Source organism: Duganella sp. OV510 (assembly GCF_900100205.1).
Lineage (GTDB): Bacteria > Pseudomonadota > Gammaproteobacteria > Burkholderiales > Burkholderiaceae_D > Rugamonas.
The window spans coordinates 366,006-387,157 of record NZ_FNEQ01000002.1 but is presented as its reverse complement, the minus strand read 5'-3'; the positions used below and the strand labels follow the sequence as shown (position 1 = coordinate 387,157).

The following is a 21,152-nucleotide window of genomic DNA, read 5'->3' as shown; positions in this document are numbered from 1 at the left end:
CCTGGTGGAGGCTTACTTCTTCTCGGCCGCTGCGAAAGCAGCGTTTTGCTGATCCAGCCAGGTCTTCAGCGGTGCGAAGTATTCGAGCAGCGCGTTGCCGTCGATCTTGTCTTCGCCCGAGATGGCTTTCAACGCTTCCGGCCATGGCTTCGACGCGCCCAGTTCCAGCAGCTGTTGCAGCTTGGCGCCAGCCTTGGCATTGCCGTAGACCGAGCAGCGGTTCAGCGGGCCGCTATAGCCGGCCTCGCGGCACAGCGCACGGTGGAACTGGAATTGCAGCATGTCGGCCAGGAAGTAGCGTGCGTACGAAACGTCAGCGGCCACATGGTACTTGGCGCCGGCGTCAAAGCCCTTGGCGTCATCACCGGGCGCCGGGCGCTTCATGCCCATGTACTCCTCGCGCAGCTGCCACCAGCGCTTGTCGTAATCAGCAGGCTTGGTCTTGCCGGCGTAGACATCCCAGCGCCATTTGTCCATGGTGTAGGCAAACGGCAGGATCGCCACCTTGGACAGCGCACGTTCCAGCAGTTGCGGGATATCGGCGTTGACGTCCGGCTCCTGGTCCATCAGGCCGACCTGCTTCAGATAGGCTGGCGTGATCGACAGCGCCACGGTGTCGCCGATGGCTTCATGGAAGCCATCGTTGGCGCCATTGCGGAACAGGAAAGGCTGCCTGGTGTAGCCGAGGAAGTAGTAGACGTGGCCCAGTTCGTGGTGAATGGTGGTGAAGTCTTCCGCAGTCGGCGTGATGCACATCTTGATGCGCACATCATCCTTTTCGTTCATCGGCCAGGCGGAGGCGTGGCACACCACGTCACGGTCGCGCGGCTTGGTCAGCAGCGAGCGCTCCCAGAACGTCGCCGGCAGCTTTTGCATGCCCAGCGAAGTGTAGAAGCCCTCGGCATACTTGGTCATCTGTTTGGCGTCGGTCTTGCGCTGTTCCAGCACTTTGCCCAGGTCGTAGCTGCTGGTGCTGTTGGCCGGCTTCAGGATCGGGTACAGATTGTTCCAGCTCTGGCTCCACATATTGCCGAACAGGTGGGACGGAATCGGGCCGGTCAGCGGCACCACGTCGGCGCCGTAGGTGGCGCGCAGCTTGTAGCGGGTGTAGGTGTGCAGCGAATCGTACAGCGGTTTGACCTGCTGCCACAGGCGCTCCATCTCGGCCGAGAAAGCCTCAGGCGGCATGTCGTACTGCGAGCGCCACAGGGCGCCGGTGTCGGCAAAGCCCATCTGTTGCGCGCCCTTGTTGGACAGGGCAATGTAGTCGGCGTATTTCTGCTTGTAGTCTTGCGCCTGCGCGTGCCAGCCCAGCCACATCTCTTTCAGCTTGGCCTCATCGCGGCTGGTGGCCAGCACTTTTTCCATTTCGCCCAGCGCCATGCAGTCGCCGGTTTGCGGGCAGTATTTGGCTTTGCCGTAGGCGCCGTTCAGCGCCGCTTGCAGCGTGGCGAACTGCTCGCGTTCCTTCGGATCGGCAAATACCACGGTCTGTTGCAGCAGCATCAGCTTGCGTGCCGATGCTGTTGACAGCTTCAGGCCATTGAAGCGGCGCGCGCCGATGGCGGCTTCGCCGGAAGCGCTGAGGTAGCGTTCGGCGAAGTAGGAAGCGATCGCTTCGGTATCGTCGGTGATGAAATTCGAGCCGACCCACGCGGCGCGGGCCTGTTCATTGTTCAGCTTATTGAGTTTGGCTTCGGTGTCGGCGAGGAAGCGTTCGGCTTCGGCGGCGGTCGGTTTGGCGGTGGGGGCGGCCAGCGCGGTGGCGCTGGCGGCTGCGAGGGCGGTGGCCAGCAGCGTGCTGATAATTTTTGGTGTCACAGACATCTCCCTGGGGTTTTATCTAAGCCATCGAACCGATTGTTCGATAGCGCACAATCATACCCGGAGTTGGTTTTACAATAGGCTTTTTATTACGGCGTTCACCATATGGCTCATCTTCACCCTACTGGCTGGCAAGAGATGTCGGCAACCGGCGCGGCGGCGCGTGAGATTGAAACGCTGGCCTACCTGAATGCGACCTTGGCGGAGGCGCCGTATCACATCTACCACGGCGTCCACTGGACCAATGTGGAGAAGGGCTACTCGGCCTTCGATCAGGTGGACTTCGTCATCGTGGCGCCGAATGGGCGCGTGCTGCTGATCGAGCAGATCGCTGGCTTCCTCAACGAGACGCCGGACGGCCTGGTGAAGCAGTACGCCGGCAAGCCGCGCAGGGTGGCGCAGCACATCATGCGTTCCATCAGCGTGCTGACCGAGCGTTTCGGCGCCGAGCTGTCGATCGACTATGTGCTGTACTGCCCTGACTACATCGTGCGCGAGCCGCATCTGGCCGGGCTGGACCCGCGTCACATCATTGACGCCAACAGCAAGCACAACCTGGCGCAGATGGTACGCGACATCTTGCCGGTCACCGATCCCAAGCCGGACGCGCAGTTCGACAAGGTAACGCGCTTCCTTGGCAATATGCTTAGCCTGCGTCCCGATCCCAGCGCGATGATCGGTAATGCCGCGCGCATGGTGGCGCGGCTGTCGGGCGGCCTGGCGACATGGGCACACCGGCTGGAGTTCGAGCCGTTCCGCCTGCGCGTGGTGGGCACGGCCGGCAGCGGCAAGACGCAGCTGGCGCTATCGGAATACGGCGCCGCCATCGACGCCGGTCTGCGTCCGCTATACGTGTGCTACAACCGGCCGCTGGCCGATCATATCGAAAGCCTGATGCCGCCTGGCGGCCGGGTAACCAGTTTCCATTCGCTGAGCGACGCCTTTGCCCGCCAGCGCGGACAGATCCCGAATTACGCCGCGCCGGATGTGTGGAGCGAAATCGAAGCGCAGATGGCGTCCTCCGAGCTGCCGGAAGACTGGCGGTACGACGTGCTGATCGTCGACGAGGGCCAGGACTTCTCCGAGACCTGGCGCGACATCCTGCTGCGCATGTTGAAGGAGGACGGCCGCGCGATCTGGCTGGAAGACCCGAACCAGAACCTGTACGGCAAAGACAGCGTGGCGCTGCCCGGCTGGGTCACGATGCACTCCGACACCAACTACCGCAGCCCGCGCCAGATCGTCGACATCCTGGCCTCAATCGGCGCAACGCAAACGCCGGTGGAAGCGGGCAGCCCGTTCAAAGGCGCGGACATCGAAGAACTGGTGTATCCGCACGGCGATACCGAAGCGATGCTGGCGCAGACGCGCAAGGCCATCACCTCATGCCTGTCGGCCGGCTTCGCGCGGCATGACATCGCGATCGCATCGTTCCGCGGGCGCGAGAAGTCGGTGATCCTGCATCTCGACCAGCTAAGCGAGGTGCATACGCTGAAGTCCTTCACCGGCGAATACGACTTGTTCGGCAATCCGCAGTACCGCGATGGCGGCTTGCTGGCGGAATCGGTCTACCGCTTCAAGGGCCAGTCCGCGCCCGCCATCATCTTTACCGAAATCGATTTCGAAAACATGAACCAGCTGGTGCTGCGCAAACTCTTCGTCGGCATGACGCGCGCGCGCCTCAAACTGGTGCTGGTGTTGAGCGACCGCGCCGAACAGCAACTGCTGGACCGTCTTTGAGCTTGCGCAAGATTGGTAAGATCGCCAGAAAAATCCCAATCCTGAGGCAGGGAGGTAACTCGTCAATCTGGAAGGATGTAGGTAGTTGGATTGTAGTCGCCATACTCCGCAACAATGATGTGCTTGCTTGGTACCTCAACTACGGTGTTGTTGTACCAGAACAGGGAGGTAAGGTACAGCACATCCTTCTCGCTATGCAGTAAACGCGCATAGTATTTGTGTCCCTGATATTTTGGAACGTTGTTCGATATGTCGAATCGTGACGTGATCACATAGGGGGTGTCCTTGTCGAATTCTATACGCATGACAGGGAAGTCTCCGCCACCCAATGCAAGAGGAATGCGTGGGTAGACAGCTGTACTAAAAGCCAGGAGCGACACCAGGACGCTAATTGATAGCCTGACGAGTACGCTGAGAGTGGTGATGCCTTGTTTTACTTTCAGATGAGCTGAAAGCGAATGAAAAGCGATCGATGCCGCTAGAAAGAAAAATAGCCCTTCGCCTTTGTCGAAGACAATCAAGGAGAAATGACTATTGGGTATATGCGTGCCATTGTGTCCCATGAGGTAGGCCAGCTGATTGAGAAACTGCTTATCGAAGATTAGCAGTATCGCTGCTGCCAACTGAATCAACCAGCCAATGACTGAGCGCACTCCCAGTCGCGCTGGAACAAGCAGGGTCAGTCCAGTGAGTACAAGATAAAGTCCGCCAAGGAATATCTGTTGTACGCTGACAGGCTCGAACGGGCGAAGCGAAACGGAGGCAAAGTAGAAGGAGGTGCACAGTAGTCCAATGGCGAAGCAGACAGCCGATATCGCAGATACGCACTTCGCCAGTTGTTCAAGTGAGAATTTTGCGTGCAGATGTTTTGCCGTGCGAACTTTATCTACCGCGAAAATGGTCTTGAGAAAGTCGATCCAAGTCAGGTGACTCGTGTCCGAAGCATTTGGATGTGAATTTTTTGATGTCGCCAAAGCGCCCTCTTGCGTAAAAGATTCGGTAATGGCGACATTCTAGCTTCCCCGTTTCGTGAGCGGGGAACTGGATTACAGCGCTATGTTTATGCTGCGGTTGGCGGCATCACTGGCTGGAAGCTCCACCGTGAGCTGGAAGGTATTTTCATTCCAGGCGAAGACCACGACCTTGCCGTCCACGCGCACCGACGATGGTGCCGAGGTGACATTGTGCACGGTCAGCGCGATCGCCCGTTCCGGACGCTGATACTGCTTGCCGACTTCCGACGCTACCCGCAGTGACAGCGCCTTGCCTTGCAGCTTGCTGCTGAAGCGTACCAGCTCGTACTTGCCTTGCTCGTAGGCTTGCGCGGTCAGTCCATCGTCGTCATACAGCTTGCCGGCAGCGCTGCGCACGGAAGCGTCGTGCCAGTAATGCAGTTCGAGATTGCGGGTGTTGTAGTCGCGCGTGGTCTGGACTACTTTCACCATCGGGATGAATGCGCCGGCGCGGACGTAGACCGGCACATGGTCCGGCGTCAGCGTAACGGCGCGCGTGGCGCCACCGGCCTGCTGCTCGCCGGTGTAGAAATCGAACCACGCGCTGCGGGCAGGGAAGTAGACCTCAGCCGTCTTCTGACCCCGCTTCAACACCGGCGTCACCAGCATGTCCTTGCCCCACAGGTAGGTCGATGACATTGCGCGTACCTTGGCGTTGCCCGGTTCCTCGTACAGCATCGGACGCATCAGCGGCAAGCCTTGCTGGTTGTTGTCGAAGCCCAGCGTGTAGTTATACGGCAGCAGGCGATAGCGCAGGCGGATCGCTTCGCGCGCCAGCGCCTTGGTCTTCTCTTCGCGATACACCGGCTCCGACGGCACTTCTTCCTGCGCGTGCGGACGGAACACCGGCTGGAACACGCCGTACTGCAACCAGCGCTGATACAGCTCGTCGTCCCGCACCGGATTGGCGAAGCCGCCCAGGTCCGAGTGCATATAGCCCAGGCCCTGCATGCCCATCTGCAGCGCGATCTCCGGCTGCGATTGCAATCCATCCCAGCCGCGATTGACATCGCCAGACCACGGCAGGATGCCGTAGCGCTGCGTGCCCGAGTAACCGGCGCGCATCAGGATGAATGGCCGCTCGGCCGGGAAGTCTTTCTGATAGCCCTCCGCTACCAGGCCAGCCCACTGGTGGCCGTAGATGTTGTGCAGCTGGTCGGCCGTGCCGGTGGCGTGACGCAGCTCGGTCGGGTGCACTTCCGGCTCCCCGAGATCGCCCCACACGCCGGCCACGCCCTGCTGGCGCAAGCCTTTGTAGATATCCCAGAACCAGTCCTTGCCCGGCTGGCTGAAAATATCGATCAGCCCAGTGTGGCCGAAGAAGAAGTCATACGCCAGTGGCTTGCCATCCGCGCCGGTGCCCAGCACTTTCTTGTCGACGGCTTCCTGCCAGCGCTTCGAGGTGTCGACCACAAACGGCTCGGTAATCACCACCGTCTGCACACCTTTGTTGCGGAAGTCGGCAATCATCGCCTCCGGCTGCGGGAAGCTATCCTTGTCCCAGGCCAGGTTGCCCATCGTGCCTTTGACTTCCTTGCCGAACCAGTACAGGTCAAACACGATCGCATCCAGCGGGATATCGTCGGCGATGAACTTGTCGACCGTGTCGCGCGCTTCCTTCTCGTTGTGATAGCCGAAGCGCATGGCGAAATTGCCGAAGGCCCAGCGCGGCGGCAATGGCTGCTTGCCGGTCAGGCTGGTGTAGTTGCCGACTACGTCTTCCCACGTGTCGCCAGCGATCACCTGATAGGTCTTGCGGCCGCCAATGGCTTCATAGGTCAGGCTGTTGTTCTTCTTGCTGTCGAAATCGAGGTAGCCGATCTGCGGATTGTCGAAGTGGATCGCGTACAGTTTCGACGACAGCGCGACCGGCATCGTATAGCCCATCAGCTCCGAACGGTCGCCGTAGCCGTAGTGCGCCTTGTTATACAGCGTGAAGCGATGGCCGCGACGGTCCATGCCGACCGCGCGCGAACCAGCGCCGTACAAGGCCTCGTTCTTGTCCAGCGCGAACTCGATGGCTTCCAGTTCGCGCGCCTCGCCTTTGTTGATATCCTTGCTGCCGGTGGCCACATCGTCCTTGACGCGGATGTAGCCGCGCTTCTCGGCGACCAGCGGCTTGCCCTTGTATGCATAAGCGATGCGGAAGGGCGACTTGGTAATGGTGACCACCAGCCCAGGTGTGGCATATTCGATGCTGCCGGCTTTTTGCTTGAGCGAGGTCTTGACGGCTTGCGGCGCCAGCACCACGGCGTGCGACGCCGGATCGGCGCTTTCGCCGTTCGGCACGAAGGTGGTTTCGATGATGCCGGCAGAGTAGGGCTTGATCAGGTAGCTGCCGTCGCTGGTGCGGACTTCCAGGTGGCCGTCGCGCTGGGCGACGCTGTCGAACTTGCGGTCGGCGTTTTGCGCCAGCGCGGTCTGGCTGGCCAGCAGCGTAACGGCGGCCATTGTTGCAAAGGAGTTAATGGTCATGAACTCGGTCTCAGTGGTTGTCTGGGGTTTTGTTGTTTGGCTACATTTGACACCATAGCCAGCCCTCTGAACAGGCTTTTCCCTTTATTTTACTAGGAAGTTCTTGAGATTGACACGCATAGGTCAGCGTGTTATTTTGCTACAAATTTTTAAAATCGGGACGCGCAGCATGCATTCTTCCAGCCACAACAAGCCCATCCTGTCGTTCTGGCAGCTGTGGAATATGAGCCTCGGCTTCTTCGGCATTCAATTTGGCTTTGCGCTGCAAAACGCCAACGTCAGCCGGATTTTCTCCACGCTGGGCGCGAATCCCGACGAGCTCTCGCTGTTCTGGCTGGCCGCGCCGGTCACCGGCCTGCTGGTGCAGCCGATCATCGGCCACCTGAGCGACAACACCTGGCACCCGACCTGGGGCCGCCGCCGCCCATTCTTCTTCATCGGCGCCTTGCTGGCGTCGATCGCGCTGTTCCTGATGCCGAATTCCACGTCGCTGTGGATGGCGGTGGTGGTCCTGTGGCTGCTGGATGGCGCCATCAACGTTTCGATGGAACCGTTCCGCGCCTTCGTCGGCGACAAGCTGGGTCCACGCCAGCAGACCGCCGGCTTCGCGATGCAAACCTTCTTCATTGGCTGGGGCGCGGTGATCGCCTCGCTGCTGCCAACCATCTTCACCCACTTTGGCGTCAGCAATGAAGCCATCAACGGCACGATTCCAGAGACCGTGCGCTATTCCTTCTACGCCGGCGGCGCCGTCTACTTCCTGGCGGTGTTGTGGACCGTGCTGACCGCCAAGGAACTGCCACCGCAAGACCTGGCCGCGTTCCGCGCCGCGCAGCAGCGCAACAAGGGGCTGGGCAAGGCGCTGACCGAAATCTTCAGCGGCTTCACCAAAATGCCGAAGACCATGGTGCAACTGGCTGTGGTGCAGTTCTTCACCTGGATCGCCCTGTTCGCGATGTGGATCTACACCACCAACGCCGTCAGCGAAAACGTCTTCGGCACCGCCGACGCGCAATCGACCGCCTTCCAGGAAGCCGGCAACCATGTGGGCGTGATGTTTGCCGTGTACGGTGGCGTCTCGGCGCTGGCGGCGTTCATCCTGCCGGTGTTCGCGCGCTACACCAGCCGCAAGTTCGTGCACCTGGCCTGCCTGGTCATCGGTGGCGTCAGCCTGTTCAGCATCTATGCGATTCACGACCTGAACACGCTGTTCTACCCGATGATCGGCGTCGGCATCGCCTGGGCCAGCATCCTGACCATGCCGTACGCGATCCTGGCCGGCTCGCTGCCGTCGGACCGCATGGGCTACTACATGGGCGTGTTCAATTTCTTCATCGTCATCCCGCAGATCGTCAGCGGCCTGGTGCTCGGCTTTGTCACCAAACACTGGTTTGCGGGGCATAGCGTCAAGACGCTGATGCTGGGCGGCGTGTGCATGGTCATTGCCGGTGTGTTGACCCTCATAGTGCGCGACGAAGCGGACCCTGTCTGATGTAATATTGTTCGCGAGATAAGGCATTCACCTACCTATGCGGAGCGAACATGAGCATCACGACGATCAATACTACTTCTTTCCCCGGCCAGCGGCCGGGTACTTCCGGCCTGCGCAAGAAAGTCACGGTTTTCCAGCAGGCCCACTATCTTGAAAACTTCGTCCAGAGCGTGTTCGACACGCTGGGCGATGTGCAAGGCAAGACGCTGGTGCTGGGCGGCGATGGCCGTTTCCATAACCGCAGCGCGGTGCAGACCATCCTGCGCATGGCGGCGGCGCACGGCTTTGCCAGGGTGCTGGTGGGGCAGGGCGGCATCCTGTCGACGCCGGCCGTCAGCTGCGTGATCCGCAAGCACGGCGCGCTGGGCGGCATCGTGCTGTCGGCCAGCCACAATCCCGGAGGCCCGGACGGCGACTTCGGCATCAAGTACAACATCGCCAATGGCGGCCCGGCGCCGGAGAACGTCACCGAAGCGATTTTCCACCGCACCGAAACCATCAGCGCCTACCGCATCAGCGATGCGGCCGAGATCGACCTGAATCGCCTCGGCGCCACCCGCGTCGAAGACACCGAGGTCGAGGTGATCGATCCGGTAGCCGACTATGCGGACCTGATGCAGCAGCTGTTTGATTTCGACGCCATCCGCAAGCTGTTCGCCGGCGGTTTCCGCATGTGCTTCGACGGCATGCACGCCGTCTCCGGCCCGTATGCCAAGGCCATCATCGAAGACGAGCTTGGCGCGCCGGCAGGCACCGTCATCAACGCCGTGCCGCTGGAAGATTTCGGCGGCCACCACCCGGACCCGAATCCGGTCAACGCCGCCCAGCTGATCGACATCATGGCCGCCGATAATGCGCCGGACTTCGGCGCCGCCTCCGATGGCGACGGCGACCGCAACATGATCCTCGGCCGCAAGTTCGACGTCACGCCATCCGACAGTCTGGCCGTGCTGGCCGCACATGCGACCGTGGCGCCGGGCTACCGCGCCGGCCTGAAAGGCATTGCCCGTTCGATGCCAACCTCGCAGGCGGCCGACCGCGTGGCGCAGGCGCTGAGCATCCCGTGCTTCGAAACGCCGACCGGCTGGAAGTTCTTCGGCAACCTGCTGGACGCCGGCAAGGCCACGCTATGCGGCGAGGAAAGCTACGGCACCGGCTCGGATCACATCCGCGAAAAGGACGGCCTGTGGGCAGTGCTGTTCTGGCTTAACCTGCTGGCGGCCAGCGGCAAATCGGTCGAGCAGCTGGTCAGCGAGCATTGGGCACGCTTCGGCCGCAATTACTATTCGCGCCACGACTACGAGGCGGTGGAAACCCACGCCGCCAATGAACTGATGGCTTCCCTGCGCGTCAAGCTCGCCACGCTGGTGGGGCAGGACCTGGGCCACTACGTGGTGGCGCTGGCGGACGATTTTGAATACACCGATCCGGTCGACGGTTCGGTATCGAAGCAGCAGGGCGTGCGCATCGTGATGACCAACGGTTCGCGCGTGGTGTTCCGCCTGTCGGGCACCGGCACCGAAGGGGCGACGCTGCGCGTCTACCTGGAACGCTATGAACCTGATCCGGCCTTCCACCATCTGCCGACGCAGCAGGCGCTGTATCCGCTGATATTGATCGCCGAGCAGGTCGCCGGCATTGCCGACTGGACCGGCCGCGCCCATCCCACCGTAACAACATAAAGGACGACAGCATGAAATTGACGACACTCGCATTGACCCTGGCACTGGCCACGACCTCGGCATACGCCGCCGAAAAGCCGAAGCCATTCCTGTGGGAGAATGCGACCGTCTATTTCTTGCTGACCGACCGTTTCAGCAATGCCTTCACCGGCAACGACCTGGCCTACGACCGCCAGAAGGATGCTGCGCCGCTGCGCGGCTACATGGGCGGCGACCTGGCCGGCGTCATCAACAAGATCAACGAAGGCTATTTCGACAGCCTGGGCGTGAACGCCATCTGGATCACGCCGCCGGTGGAGCAGATCCATGCCGGCACCGATGAAGGCACCGGCAAATCCTACGGCTTCCACGGTTACTGGGCATCCGACTTCACCGCCGTCGACGCCAACCTCGGCACCGAGAACGACTTCCGCAACCTGGTCGACGCGGCGCACGCGCGCGGCATCCGCGTGCTGCTGGATGTGGTGATGAACCACACCGGCCCGGTCACCGACGTCGATCCGGTATGGCCAAAAGAGTGGGTGCGCACCGCGCCGCAATGCACCTACAAGGATGCCAGGACCACCATCGAATGCACGCTGGTGAAGAACCTGCCGGACTTCCTGACCGAGAGCGACCAGCCGGTCGAACTGCCGGAACGACTGATGGCCAAGTGGCAGCAGGAAGGCCGTTTCGAGCAGGAGATCAAGAGCCTCAACGAATTCTTCGCCCGCACCGGCTACCCGCGCGCGCCGCGCTACTACCTGATCAAGTGGCACACCGACTGGATCCGCAAATACGGCGTCGATGGCTTCCGCGCGGACACCGTCAAGCACGTGGAAGCGAAAGTATGGAAGGAACTGCAGAAGGAAGCCGCCATCGCCTTCGAGGACTGGAAGAAGGCCAACCCGGACAAGAAGCTGGGCGATGACAAGTTCTACACCACAGCGGAAGTCTACAACTACAAGATCAGCGACGGTCTGTATCACGACCTGGGCGGCGGCCAGAGCGTCAACTACTATCAGGCCAACTTCAACAGCATGATCAATTTCTCGCTGGTGAAGGATGCGGAGAAGGACTACGAAAGCATTTTCAGCAGCTACTCGAACGCGCTGCACGGCGGACGCCTGAACGGCTATTCGGTGCTGAACTATCTGGATTCGCATGACGACGGTGCGCCATTTGACCCGTCGCGCAAGAAGCCGTTTGAAAGCGCCACCAAGCTGCTGCTGGCGCCGGGCGCCGCGCAGATCTACTACGGCGACGAAACCGCACGCAAGCTGGATATCGCGGAAGCCAGCGGCGACGCCAAGCTGCGCTCCTTCATGAACTGGAATGAACTGGCGCAAAACGTCGTGCGCGATGGCTACAGGATCGGCGATGTGCGCGCACACTGGGCCAAGCTGGGGCAGTTCCGCAAGGCGCACGTTTCAGTCGGCGCCGGCGTGCACCAGCAGCTGCAAGCGAAACCGTATGTTTTCAAGCGCACCTACGACAAGGACGGCCTGCGCGACAAGGTAGTGGTGGCGCTCGACCTGCCAACCAACAAATCCACCACCATCAAGCTGCATGGCGTATTCGCCAATGGCCAGCGGGTGAAGGACTACTACTCCGGCAAGACCGCCGTGGTACGCGGCGACAGCGTCAACTTCGGCACGCGCAATGCGCTGGTGCTGATCGGGCAGGAATAAGCGGCAAAATCCGCCGCTTCCAGCGGGGCGGCAAACAGGTAGCCCTGCGCCTCCTCGCAACCGGCGTGGCGCAGGAACGCCAGCACCGCATCGCTTTCCACGCCTTCGGCCACCACGCGGTGGCCGAGATCCTGCGACAGCGTAATCATCGCCGTCACCAGCGCCTGCTGGCGCGTATCGCGCTCCAGGTTGCGGATGAAGGACTGGTCGATCTTGACCACGTCGGCCGGCATCTTCTGCAAATAGGACAGGCTGCTGTAGCCGGTGCCGAAATCGTCGATGGCCAGGCCGACGCCCAGCGCGGCGATTTCCGCCAGCGTCGCATGCGCTTTCACCGGTTGTTCCATGATGGCGCTTTCGGTGATTTCCAGTTCCAAACAATCTGCCGGCAGATGATGACGCGCCAGGCAGGCCGCCACGCTGGCGGCAAAACCGTTCTCGGTCAGGTTGGCCGCCGATACGTTCACCGACACCTGCAACGCCAGGCCGGCGTGCCGCCAGGCCTGCTGGTGGCGCAGCGCCTCTTCCAGCACCCAGGCGGTGGTGGCCTGTGCCAGTCCCGAACGTTCGACGATGGGAATGAATTCGGCCGGACCGATGGCGCCCAACGTCGGATGAATCCAGCGCAGCAGCGCTTCTGCGCCGATGCACTCGCCGCTGGCGACATCGATACGCGGCTGGAACACCAGACGCAACTGATCGCGACTTTGCAGCGCCGCGCTAAAGTCGTTGAGCAGGCTGAATCGGCGCTGGTACAGCGCATCCTCTTCCTGCGAATATACCGCCACGTGATTGGGGCTGGCCATGGCGTCAAAGGCGGCGCTGCGCGCCTTGCGCAACACCGACAGGGCGTCGTCATGGTTGACATCAAACGGCACCACGCCGGCCGATGGCGTGGCCATGTGATGCGAGCGGGCGATGATCTGCGCCTTCTGCATGCGTGCTTCCACGCGCGGCAGCCAGCTTGCCAGCGTTTCGCCGGGTGACGACAGCAGCATGAACTGCGCGGTGGCGACGTGATACATGCGGTGGCCCGGACCGATTTCCGCACGCAGCCAGCGCGCGCCCTCGGTCACCAGCTCGTCCAGGTAGGTCGACTTCATGGCGCGTGCGGCGTGCGTCAGCTGGTCCGGCGTGGCCAGGTTGAGCAGCACTGCCAGCCGCTGTTCGCCTTCGCCGGCGTCCAGTTGCAGGTCGTCGAAGTCCTCGATGAACTGGTGGCGGTTGGGCAGGCCGCTGACGGCGTCGACGCGGCCCAGCGCGTGCTGCAATTCGATCTGCGCCATCACCATGCCGGCCAGATCGCATAGCGCTGTCAGTTCCTCGGGCGTGGTGTCGCGCGGTTCGGTGCCAAGCACGCACATGGCGCCGAGGCAATGGCCGTCGGTGGTGGTCAGCGGAGCACCTGCGTAGTAGCGGATGCCTTTTTCCGCCAGCACGCTGTTGCGATAATAATCGTCCTGCGCCAGGTCGGGGATCACCAATACATCGCTGCTGTCGGCCACCTGGCCGCACGGTGCGCGCATGCGCGGAATCGAATCATGTTCGACACCGACGCGCGACTTGAACCACTGGCGATCGGCATCGGTCAGCGAGATGGCGGCAATTGGCAGCTTGAACAGGTTGGCTGCCATGCGCGTGATGCGATCAAAAGCTTCGCTGGCGGGTGTGTCCAGCAAATTCAGTTTGTACAGTGCGTCGAGGCGGCGTGCCTCGACAGTTAAACAGGAAGTCGGCATATGCGGGTCCGTAAAGCAGGTCAGGCGCAATGCGGGGCGGGGCACTGTCGAGGATCGGGAGCGGGATAAGGCTCAGGATGGTGAAAATATAAACTTTATTTCCACAAGGAAATCACATGGTATCACGAGACGGATTTGCGCGCTTGAAACCAGTTTCAATCATGCTCATAAAAATTTACAATCGACAGCTTTGTCACCCGCCTGATGGTGCCGACATCGAATAAGGCGCATCTGCCGGCGCGGTGCCGCGCTTCTGGTTGGGCTGTGCGCGCATGTCGAAGTCCAGTACCGCGCCTTTTTGCAGCGCGGTGTGATCGAGCCAGTTGTGGGCATACGGTTTGCCATTCACCTTCAGTGTGTTCACGTAGCGGCGTTCGTCGCTGTTGGACGGCGCGTTGATGGTGATGGTGTTACCGTTCTCCAGATGCAGCGTGGCTTTCTTGAACAGCGGTGCACCCACCACATACTGCGGCACCGCCGGCGTGACCGGATAGAAGCCCAGCGCGGAGAACACATACCAAGCCGAGGTCTGGCCGTTGTCTTCATCACCACAGTAGCCGTCCGGTGTCGGCTTGTACATGCGGTTCATGGTTTCGCGCGCCCAGTATTGCGTCTTCCACGGCGCGCCGGCATAGCCATACAGGTAGATCATGTGCTGGATAGGCTGGTTGCCGTGCGCGTACTGGCCCATGTTCGCAATCTGCATTTCGCGGATTTCGTGGATCACCTGTCCGTAATAGCTCTCGTCGTAGATGGGCGGCAGCGTGAACACCTGATCCAGCTTGGCGACGAACTTTTCGCGCCCGCCCATCAGCTCCATCAGGCCGTTGATGTCCTGGAAGACCGACCAGGTGTAGTGCCAGCTATTCCCCTCGGTGAAAGCATCGCCCCACTTGAAGGGATTGAATGGCGACTGGAAGCTGCCATCCTGGTTCTTGCCGCGCATGAGGCCAGACTCCGGATCGAACAGCTTCTTGTAGTTCATGGCGCGCTGCTTGTAGATGCCGATTTCCGATTCCGGCTTGCCCAGCGCTTTGCCCAGCTGCCAGATGGCGAAATCGTCGTAGGCATATTCCAGCGTGCGCGCAGCGTTCTCGTTGATCTTGACGTCGTAGGGCACGTAACCCAGCTCGTTATAGTAGCTGACGCCCTTGCGGCCGACGGCGTCCATCGGCCCCTCGTTGTTGGCGCCGTGCTTGAGCGCCTGCCACAAGGTGTCGATATCGTAGCCGCGCAGGCCCTTGATGTAGGCTTCCGCCACCACCGAGGCCGAGTTATTGCCGATCATGACATTGGCCAGGCCGGGACTGGACCATTCCGGCAACCAGCCGCCTTCCTTGAAGTCATTGGCCAGGCCTTCCTGCATCTCCTTGTTGATCGACGGGTACATCAGGTTGAGGAAGGGATAGAGCGCGCGGAAGGTGTCCCAGAAGCCGGTGCCGGCAAACATATAGCCGGGCAGGATCTCGCCGTTGTAAGGGCTCCAGTGGACGATCTGGTTGTTGGCGTTGATCTCGTACAGCTTGTTCGGGAAGAACAGCATGCGGTACAAGCTGGAATAGAAGGTGCGCGTCTGATCGACGCTGCCGCCTTCAACGCTGATGCGGCTCAGCGTCTTGTTCCAGATATCCTTGCCCTTTTGCGCGGTGGTGTCGAAGCTGTCGCTGGCCAGTTCGCGCCTCAGGTTCAGCTCCGCCTGTTCTTCGCTGATGAAGGACGAGGCAACCCGCATGCCAACCTTCTCGCCTTTTTCGGTCTTGAAGCCGACCACCGCGCCACTGTGTGCGCTGGCCAGTTCGGTCACACCTTCCACCAGCTTGTCGCCGCTCCAGATGTGGGTGGACGTAAATGGCTTGTCAAAGTAGATGACGAAGTAGTTCTTGAAGTTCTTCGGCAGCGGGCCGCGTGCATAGCGGGTGCTGTAGCCGACGATCTTGCGCTGCTCCGGCAGCACCTTGATATAAGAGCCCTTGTCGTAGGCGTCCACCACCACCCAGGCCTCATCGGTCTTCGGCCAGGTGAAGCGAAACTGTGCGGCGCGTTCGGTCGGCGTGATTTCGGTGGTGACGTCGGCGTCCGCCAGATAGACGCTGTAGTAGTAAGGCTTGGCCACTTCCGCCTTGTGCGAGAACCAGCTGGCGCGATCGTCCTGATTGAAGCGCAGCTTGCCCGTCACCGGCATGATGGCGAACTGGCCGTAATCATTCATCCATGGCGATGGCTGGTGCGTCTGCTTGAAGCCACGCAGCTTGTCGGCGTCGTAGGTATAGGTCCAGCCATGGCCCATCTTGCCGGTTTGCGGCGTCCAGAAATTCATCCCCCATGGCAGGGCGATGGTGGGATAGGTATTGCCGTTGGAGAGTTCCGGCTTGCTTGCTGTGCCCATCAGCGGATTGACCCATTCGACCGGATCTTTGACAGGCTCGGCGAAGGCGGTGAGCGTGACCAGCAAGGCTGGCAGTACAAGCGTATACAGTTTCAACAGTTTCATATCCGGGACAAGAGGCGGCTGGCGACGGACCAGTGTAGCAGCCTCGCGCCGCCGCCTGGGCGGAATGTCCTTGTTTAGCACCTTCCACTAAACATCTGGACGCCTTGCGGTCATCAATGTTCGACGAAAACCACCGCGCTGCGTGCAGGGATCGTGTAGCTTCCGCTGGTCTTGTCATACCTGGCTTCCGAGGCCACGCGTTTGTCCGCTGCGGCGATGCCGGTGTGAACAGGATGCAGCGCGTAGTTGCGATTCTTTTCTTCCGCCACGGTGATCGTCTGCGCTGTTTTGTCGACGTTGATCAGGTAGATGATCGACTTGAAGCGCGCGCCTGGATAGCCCTTGCCGTCGATGTGCGCCGCGATCACGGTCGCCACCTGCTGCGGGCCGTTATTGAAGAAGCGCAGGCGCTGCTTGATGTCTTCGGAACTGCGCAGGCGGAACAGCGTGCTGCTGGAGCGGATGGACAGCAGGTCGCGGAAGGCGTCGCGCGCCCAGGCGATGTCCGCTGGCGCTGGCTTGATGGCGGCGTTGCGCAGGATAGGCTTGATCAGCGCATAGTCCTTGCTGTTGTCGGCGGCCGGCGGCAGGCCGGTTCCGTAGTAGTTGTCCTGATAGGTCCAGTCTAGCCGATTGAACCAGTCGCCGGACTCGAAGCTGTTGCGGTCCAGCGATTTGGAACGCAGGATGTCGAAGCCTGCGTGGAAGTAAGCCACGCCCTGGCTGAAGGCGTTGATGGCGGCGCCCAGCATCTGCACCTGCGCGCGTTCGCGTGCGGTGGTGGCTTGCGGCAGCTTGAAGGCGTTGATGTCGTACAGCGTCTGGTTGTCGTGGTTCTCGACGTAGTTGACGGTTTCACCCGGCTCGCTGGCGTATCCGGCCGGCTGGTTGCCACCGTAGACGATGTCTTGCAGTGCGACGGTGCGGCCATCGGTGGTGGTGAGCGGATAGCTGCGGATGGTGCCGGCCAGGCCGGCCTTCACCATGTCCGAGGCTTGCAGCAGGTCCGCCAGCGGACGCCTGGAAGCCTGTTCGTTGGCGTCGTAGACCAGGCCATTGATGTAGCCTTGCTGCGTGATGAGCTGCACACCGCTGTCGCCGGCGCCACCACCACGCACGGCGTCGCGCCCGCGGTCGCTGAAGGTGCCGATGCCGCTGCCGTTCAGCGACAGCTGCGACGCTTGCACGAAGCGCGCGCCATCGGCCACTTCGCCGAAGTTCCAGCCTTCGCCGATCAGGTTGATCTGCTTGCCGACGCGGGCTTGCAACTGTTCCATCGTCGCGCGCGGCTGATGGCCCATCAGGTCGAAGCGGAAGGAGTCGATCTTGTAGTGCTTGACCCACAGCGCAGTCGAATCCACCATCAGCTTGCCCATCATGAGGTTTTCGGTGGCGGTGTTGTCGCAGCAGGTCGAGCGTTCGATGTCGCCCTTGGCGTTGAGGCGGTGGTAGTAGCCGGGCACCACGCGGTCCAATACCGATTTCTCGTTCTGGCCGGCGATGTAGGTGTGGTTGTAGACCACGTCCATGCCAACGCGCAGGCCGGCCTTGTGCAGCGCCTGCACCATCTGGCGGAATTCGATGATGCGCTTGGCGCCGTTGGCGGGATCGGTGCTGTAGCTGCCTTCAGGCGCGTTGTAGTGGTAAGGGTCGTAGCCCCAGTTGTAGCAGTCCTGGAACTTTACCTTTTCGACGGCGGCTTGCTGCGTGTCGCTGTCCGGCGCGGCCGGGGGGATCTGCGGCACGACGCAGCCTTGTTCCGGCACGCTGCCGATGTCGTACACCGGCAGCAGGTGGATGTCGGTCATGCCGGCTTTGCTCAGCGCTGCCAGGTGCTTCATGCCGTTCGACTTCGTCTCGGTGAACGCTGTGTACTTGCCGCGATTGGCCGCGCTGACGGTGTGGTCGTTGATCGAGAAGTCGCGCACATGCAGTTCGTAGACCGTCATGTCGGTTTGCGCGGCGACTTTCGCTGGTGCGGCTGTCTTGTCCCAGCCGGCGGGCTTGAGTTTCGCGGCGTTCAGGTCGACGATGTAGCTGCGTTTGGAGTCTGTCGTCAGGCTGACGGAATAAGGATCGGTGACCAGATTGCGCACCAAACCAGCCGATGGCGCAACCACGTCGACAAGGTATTGATAATACTGGCCATCGCGGCCGGCGCTTGCGGACCAGATGCCGGTGGCGGCGTCGCGCGTCATCGGCGTGATGGCGGCGGCCTTGCTGCTGCCGCTGTCGTAGGTGCACAGCGCGACGTTTTGCGCGGTTGGCGCCCACAGCTTGAAGCCGGCGTCACGCTTGCCGACGGTGACGCCGAGATCATCGGCTTGTGCCGCGCCAGCATAGATATCATCCAGCGCGCCGGCGATTTGCAGCGAAGTCGCATCGCGCACGGTGCCATCGGCGGCTTCCTGCACCAGCAGCACCTGCTGCGTCAGCAAACGGGCGACATCGGCTTGCGCGGCCGCCAGCACCGGGCCGGCGCCGACGAACTTGAAGCGCTGGGCGGCATCCGCTGGCACCGCGCCCTCAAAGCGCGACAGCGTGACGGCGCCATCCGCGCCAGTGACGCGCGCACCGCGCGCAGCACGCAACTGCGCGCCAGCGGAGTAATACAGCTTGAAGACGCCATCGGTGGCAGCGGACGGCCATTTGATCAACTGACGGTTCAACCAATAAGCCCGCGCATCGACGGCCGGCGCAGCGTTCAGCGTGGTCGCAAACGCCCCGTCGCACTCCGCCAGCGATGGCGCCGCTACCGCCGTCAAACAAGACAGCGCCAGCGCGCCCCCCAAACCAACCACCGCCACGTGTTTACCAGCCATACCGTCTCCCAAATCGTCTATATTGAGTAGTGCAGTTACAAAATCTGCAAAATACTCGTGAATTTGGTGATTATGGTACTCCAGAATCTGTAGTTTTACTACTTTGTTGGCGGTTTATCGATACACCTTCCCTCTATGGCCGATGTTAATAACGAGGATGCGTAATACGCTATCTTGTATGTCGCAGATAATGCGGTAATCGCCCACGCGGTAGCGCCAGTAGCTGCCGAGTTTTTGGCCAACTAGCGCTTTGCCGAACAGCGAGGATCGGACTGGAGTCCGACTTGCTGATCCATATAGTCAAGGATTCGCCGCGCGACGGCCTTGTCCAGCTTTGCTAGCTGGCGCTGTGCCTGACGGGTGTAGTCAATCTGCCAGGCCAAGATTTTTCCTGACCTGGGCTGATGAGTAAATGGGTTCTTTTCCGCTAGCAACACGCTGCATTGTGGACTTGGCTAGATAAAGATCTTCCAGATCCTCGATGCCATGCGCGATAAGTTCCTGAAGATGGAAGTCGGGCGTTTTGCCGGTGCGCTTGGCCAGCTCCTTCAAGCGCTGTTCTGTTTCCGAATCAAGCTCAAATGAAATGGCCATAGCTACCTCTCTGTTGTTATGCCGATTTCCGGTAATTATCCACCATCTTGTAGCGCGTGGCGTACAGGGCGAAGATGGCGGTGACGACGGCGGCGAAGGCGGCGAAGAAGAACATCTGGAAGGCGATCGGGCTCAGGCCGCTGCTGGCGATCCAGCCGCCGACCACGTCATTCTTGACCGCCGAATTGACGATCAGCACCCACAGGTTGCCAACCGTAACGGCCAGATACCAGAAGCTCAAGATGATGCCTTTCATCGACGCCGGCGCCTGGCTGTAGGCGAACTCCAGCCCGGTGGCGGACACCAGCACTTCACCCAGCGTCAGCAAGGCATACGGCAGCAGCTGCCACAGGATCGACACGTGATCGCCACCGTCCATCCACAGCTGGATCATGCCAATCACCACCCATGACGAAGCCGACAGCGCAATGCCCAGGCCCATGCGGCGCAGCGGCGTCGGCGTGATGCCGATTGCGCGCATCAGCGGGAACAGCAGCACGTTGTTCAGCGGGATCAGCAGCATCACCAGGATGGGATTGACCGCCTGCATCTGCGCCGGCAGCAGCTTGAATTCCCAGCCAAAGATCGACAACAGCGGGCTGTCCATCGTATTGGCCTGCACGATCCAGGTCGACGCCTTCTGGTCGAACAGCGACCAGAACGGCGTAATCATGGCGAACACGATCAGGATGCGCAGCACCGCGCGCACGCCTTCCACCGCCGCATCGGTATGCACGCCGCGCGCACGATCCAGCTGCATCGACACGCCGATGCCGCCAAACGCCAGCAACAGCACCAGCGCCGTGCAGGCGGCAATGACGAAGCCCCAGGCCGGCGTCATGCACAGCGAGATCAGTGCGGCGACAGCGCCCGCGCCAGCCACCATCAGGCCAGGACGCGATTGGCCCGGTGCGCGTGCCAGCAGGGCAGTGCGGGCGACGCTGCTGAACGAATCCGGATTCGGCGCCGCCGGCGGCACGTGCACATACTTCTTGCGGCCCATCCAGAACACCACGGTGGCAATCGCCATCAGCAGGCCAGGGATGCCGAAGGCAACACTTGGGCCGTAATCGCGCAACAACACCGGCATCAGCAGCGAGGCAAAGAAGGAGCCGAAGTTGATGATCCAGTAGAAAGCGTCGAACACCAGCTTGGCGCGGTTCTTGTTGGTCTGATCGAACTGGTCGCCGACAAAGGCCACCACCAGCGGCTTGATGCCGCCCGAGCCGAAGGCGATCAGCGCCAGGCCGAAGTAGAAGCCTTCCAGGTTGTGCTCAAAGATGGCCAGGCAGGCATGGCCGGCCACGTAGATCAGCGAAAACCAGAACACTGTCTTGTACTTGCCCCAGAAACGGTCGGCGATCCAGCCGCCCAGCAGCGGGAAGAAATACACGCCGATGACGAAGGTGTGGAAGATGTGCTTGGCTTCGGCAGTGCGGTCGCCGATCGGAATGAATAACAGCAGTGTACTGAGCAAGAAAGGCGTCAGGATATTGCGCATGCCATAGAAGCTGAAACGTTCGCAGCCTTCGTTGGCGATGATGTAGGGAATTTGCCGGGGCATCGGCCCGTTGCCGTTGTTGCTCACTATATTCACTCCTGTATTTGTG

Annotated in this window: 13 protein-coding genes; 4 read left to right on the top strand and 9 right to left on the bottom strand. The window is 61.1% G+C overall.

Translation table 11 applies throughout. From position 1 onward, the window contains the following. Positions 1-12: 12 nt before the first annotated feature. On the bottom strand, positions 13-1,827 hold the full coding sequence (locus tag BLS51_RS08820) for a M2 family metallopeptidase (RefSeq protein WP_090181504.1): 1,815 nt from the start codon (positions 1,825-1,827) through the stop codon (positions 13-15). 102 nt (positions 1,828-1,929) lie between these two features. On the opposite strand from BLS51_RS08820, the gene BLS51_RS08815 reads away from it, so the two are divergent. After that, a complete protein-coding gene (locus BLS51_RS08815) occupies positions 1,930-3,564 on the top strand; it encodes an ATP-binding domain-containing protein (RefSeq protein ID WP_090181506.1) in 1,635 nt (544 codons plus the stop codon). Between the two features lie 62 nt (positions 3,565-3,626). Here BLS51_RS08815 and BLS51_RS29260 read toward each other — a convergent pair whose 3' ends face one another. Both BLS51_RS29260 and BLS51_RS08805 read right to left on the bottom strand, forming a co-directional pair. After that, positions 3,627-4,538, bottom strand: a complete 912-nt coding sequence (locus BLS51_RS29260; RefSeq protein WP_090181508.1) for a hypothetical protein — start codon at positions 4,536-4,538, stop codon at positions 3,627-3,629. 72 nt (positions 4,539-4,610) lie between these two features. After that, positions 4,611-7,052 (bottom strand): TIM-barrel domain-containing protein, encoded by a 2,442-nt coding sequence (locus tag BLS51_RS08805; RefSeq protein ID WP_090181510.1) that lies wholly within the window; start codon positions 7,050-7,052, stop codon positions 4,611-4,613. 169 nt (positions 7,053-7,221) lie between these two features. Between BLS51_RS08805 and BLS51_RS08800 the strand changes: the two genes are divergently transcribed. Genes BLS51_RS08800 through BLS51_RS08790 form a run of 3 tightly spaced genes read left to right on the top strand, consistent with a single transcriptional unit; the run spans position 7,222 to position 11,896 of the window. Next, positions 7,222-8,544 carry an MFS transporter gene (locus BLS51_RS08800; protein WP_090181511.1) on the top strand — a complete coding sequence of 441 codons (1,323 nt, stop codon included), beginning with the start codon at positions 7,222-7,224 and terminating at the stop codon, positions 8,542-8,544. A gap of 50 nt (positions 8,545-8,594) precedes the next feature. After that, positions 8,595-10,226, top strand: a complete 1,632-nt coding sequence (locus tag BLS51_RS08795; RefSeq protein WP_090181513.1) for an alpha-D-glucose phosphate-specific phosphoglucomutase — start codon at positions 8,595-8,597, stop codon at positions 10,224-10,226. An 11-nt stretch (positions 10,227-10,237) separates the two neighbouring features. Further along, positions 10,238-11,896, top strand: a complete 1,659-nt coding sequence (locus tag BLS51_RS08790; protein WP_090181516.1) for an alpha-amylase family glycosyl hydrolase — start codon at positions 10,238-10,240, stop codon at positions 11,894-11,896. Here BLS51_RS08790 and BLS51_RS08785 read toward each other — a convergent pair. From BLS51_RS08785 to BLS51_RS08760, 6 genes are all read right to left on the bottom strand, one after another. Beyond that, positions 11,812-13,635, bottom strand: a complete 1,824-nt coding sequence (locus BLS51_RS08785) for a bifunctional diguanylate cyclase/phosphodiesterase (RefSeq protein WP_090181519.1) — start codon at positions 13,633-13,635, stop codon at positions 11,812-11,814. The two genes, BLS51_RS08790 and BLS51_RS08785, sit on opposite strands and share 85 nt — an antisense overlap. A 193-nt stretch (positions 13,636-13,828) precedes the next feature. Further along, a complete protein-coding gene (locus tag BLS51_RS08780; protein WP_090181521.1) occupies positions 13,829-16,126 on the bottom strand; it encodes a GH92 family glycosyl hydrolase in 2,298 nt (765 codons plus the stop codon). Between the two features lie 113 nt (positions 16,127-16,239). Beyond that, on the bottom strand, positions 16,240-18,948 hold the full coding sequence (locus tag BLS51_RS08775) for an alpha-1,6-glucosidase domain-containing protein (RefSeq protein WP_090181523.1): 2,709 nt from the start codon (positions 18,946-18,948) through the stop codon (positions 16,240-16,242). Positions 18,949-19,062: 114 nt separating this feature from the next. Continuing rightward, positions 19,063-19,155 carry a type II toxin-antitoxin system RelE family toxin gene (locus BLS51_RS30165; protein WP_229207499.1) on the bottom strand — a complete coding sequence of 31 codons (93 nt, stop codon included), beginning with the start codon at positions 19,153-19,155 and terminating at the stop codon, positions 19,063-19,065. A 159-nt stretch (positions 19,156-19,314) separates the two neighbouring features. Next, on the bottom strand, positions 19,315-19,542 hold the full coding sequence (locus BLS51_RS08765; RefSeq protein ID WP_090181527.1) for a type II toxin-antitoxin system RelB family antitoxin: 228 nt from the start codon (positions 19,540-19,542) through the stop codon (positions 19,315-19,317). Between the two features lie 16 nt (positions 19,543-19,558). Continuing rightward, positions 19,559-21,106 carry a POT-type proton-dependent oligopeptide transporter gene (locus BLS51_RS08760; protein WP_090182214.1) on the bottom strand — a complete coding sequence of 516 codons (1,548 nt, stop codon included), beginning with the start codon at positions 21,104-21,106 and terminating at the stop codon, positions 19,559-19,561. Positions 21,107-21,152 lie beyond the last annotated feature (46 nt).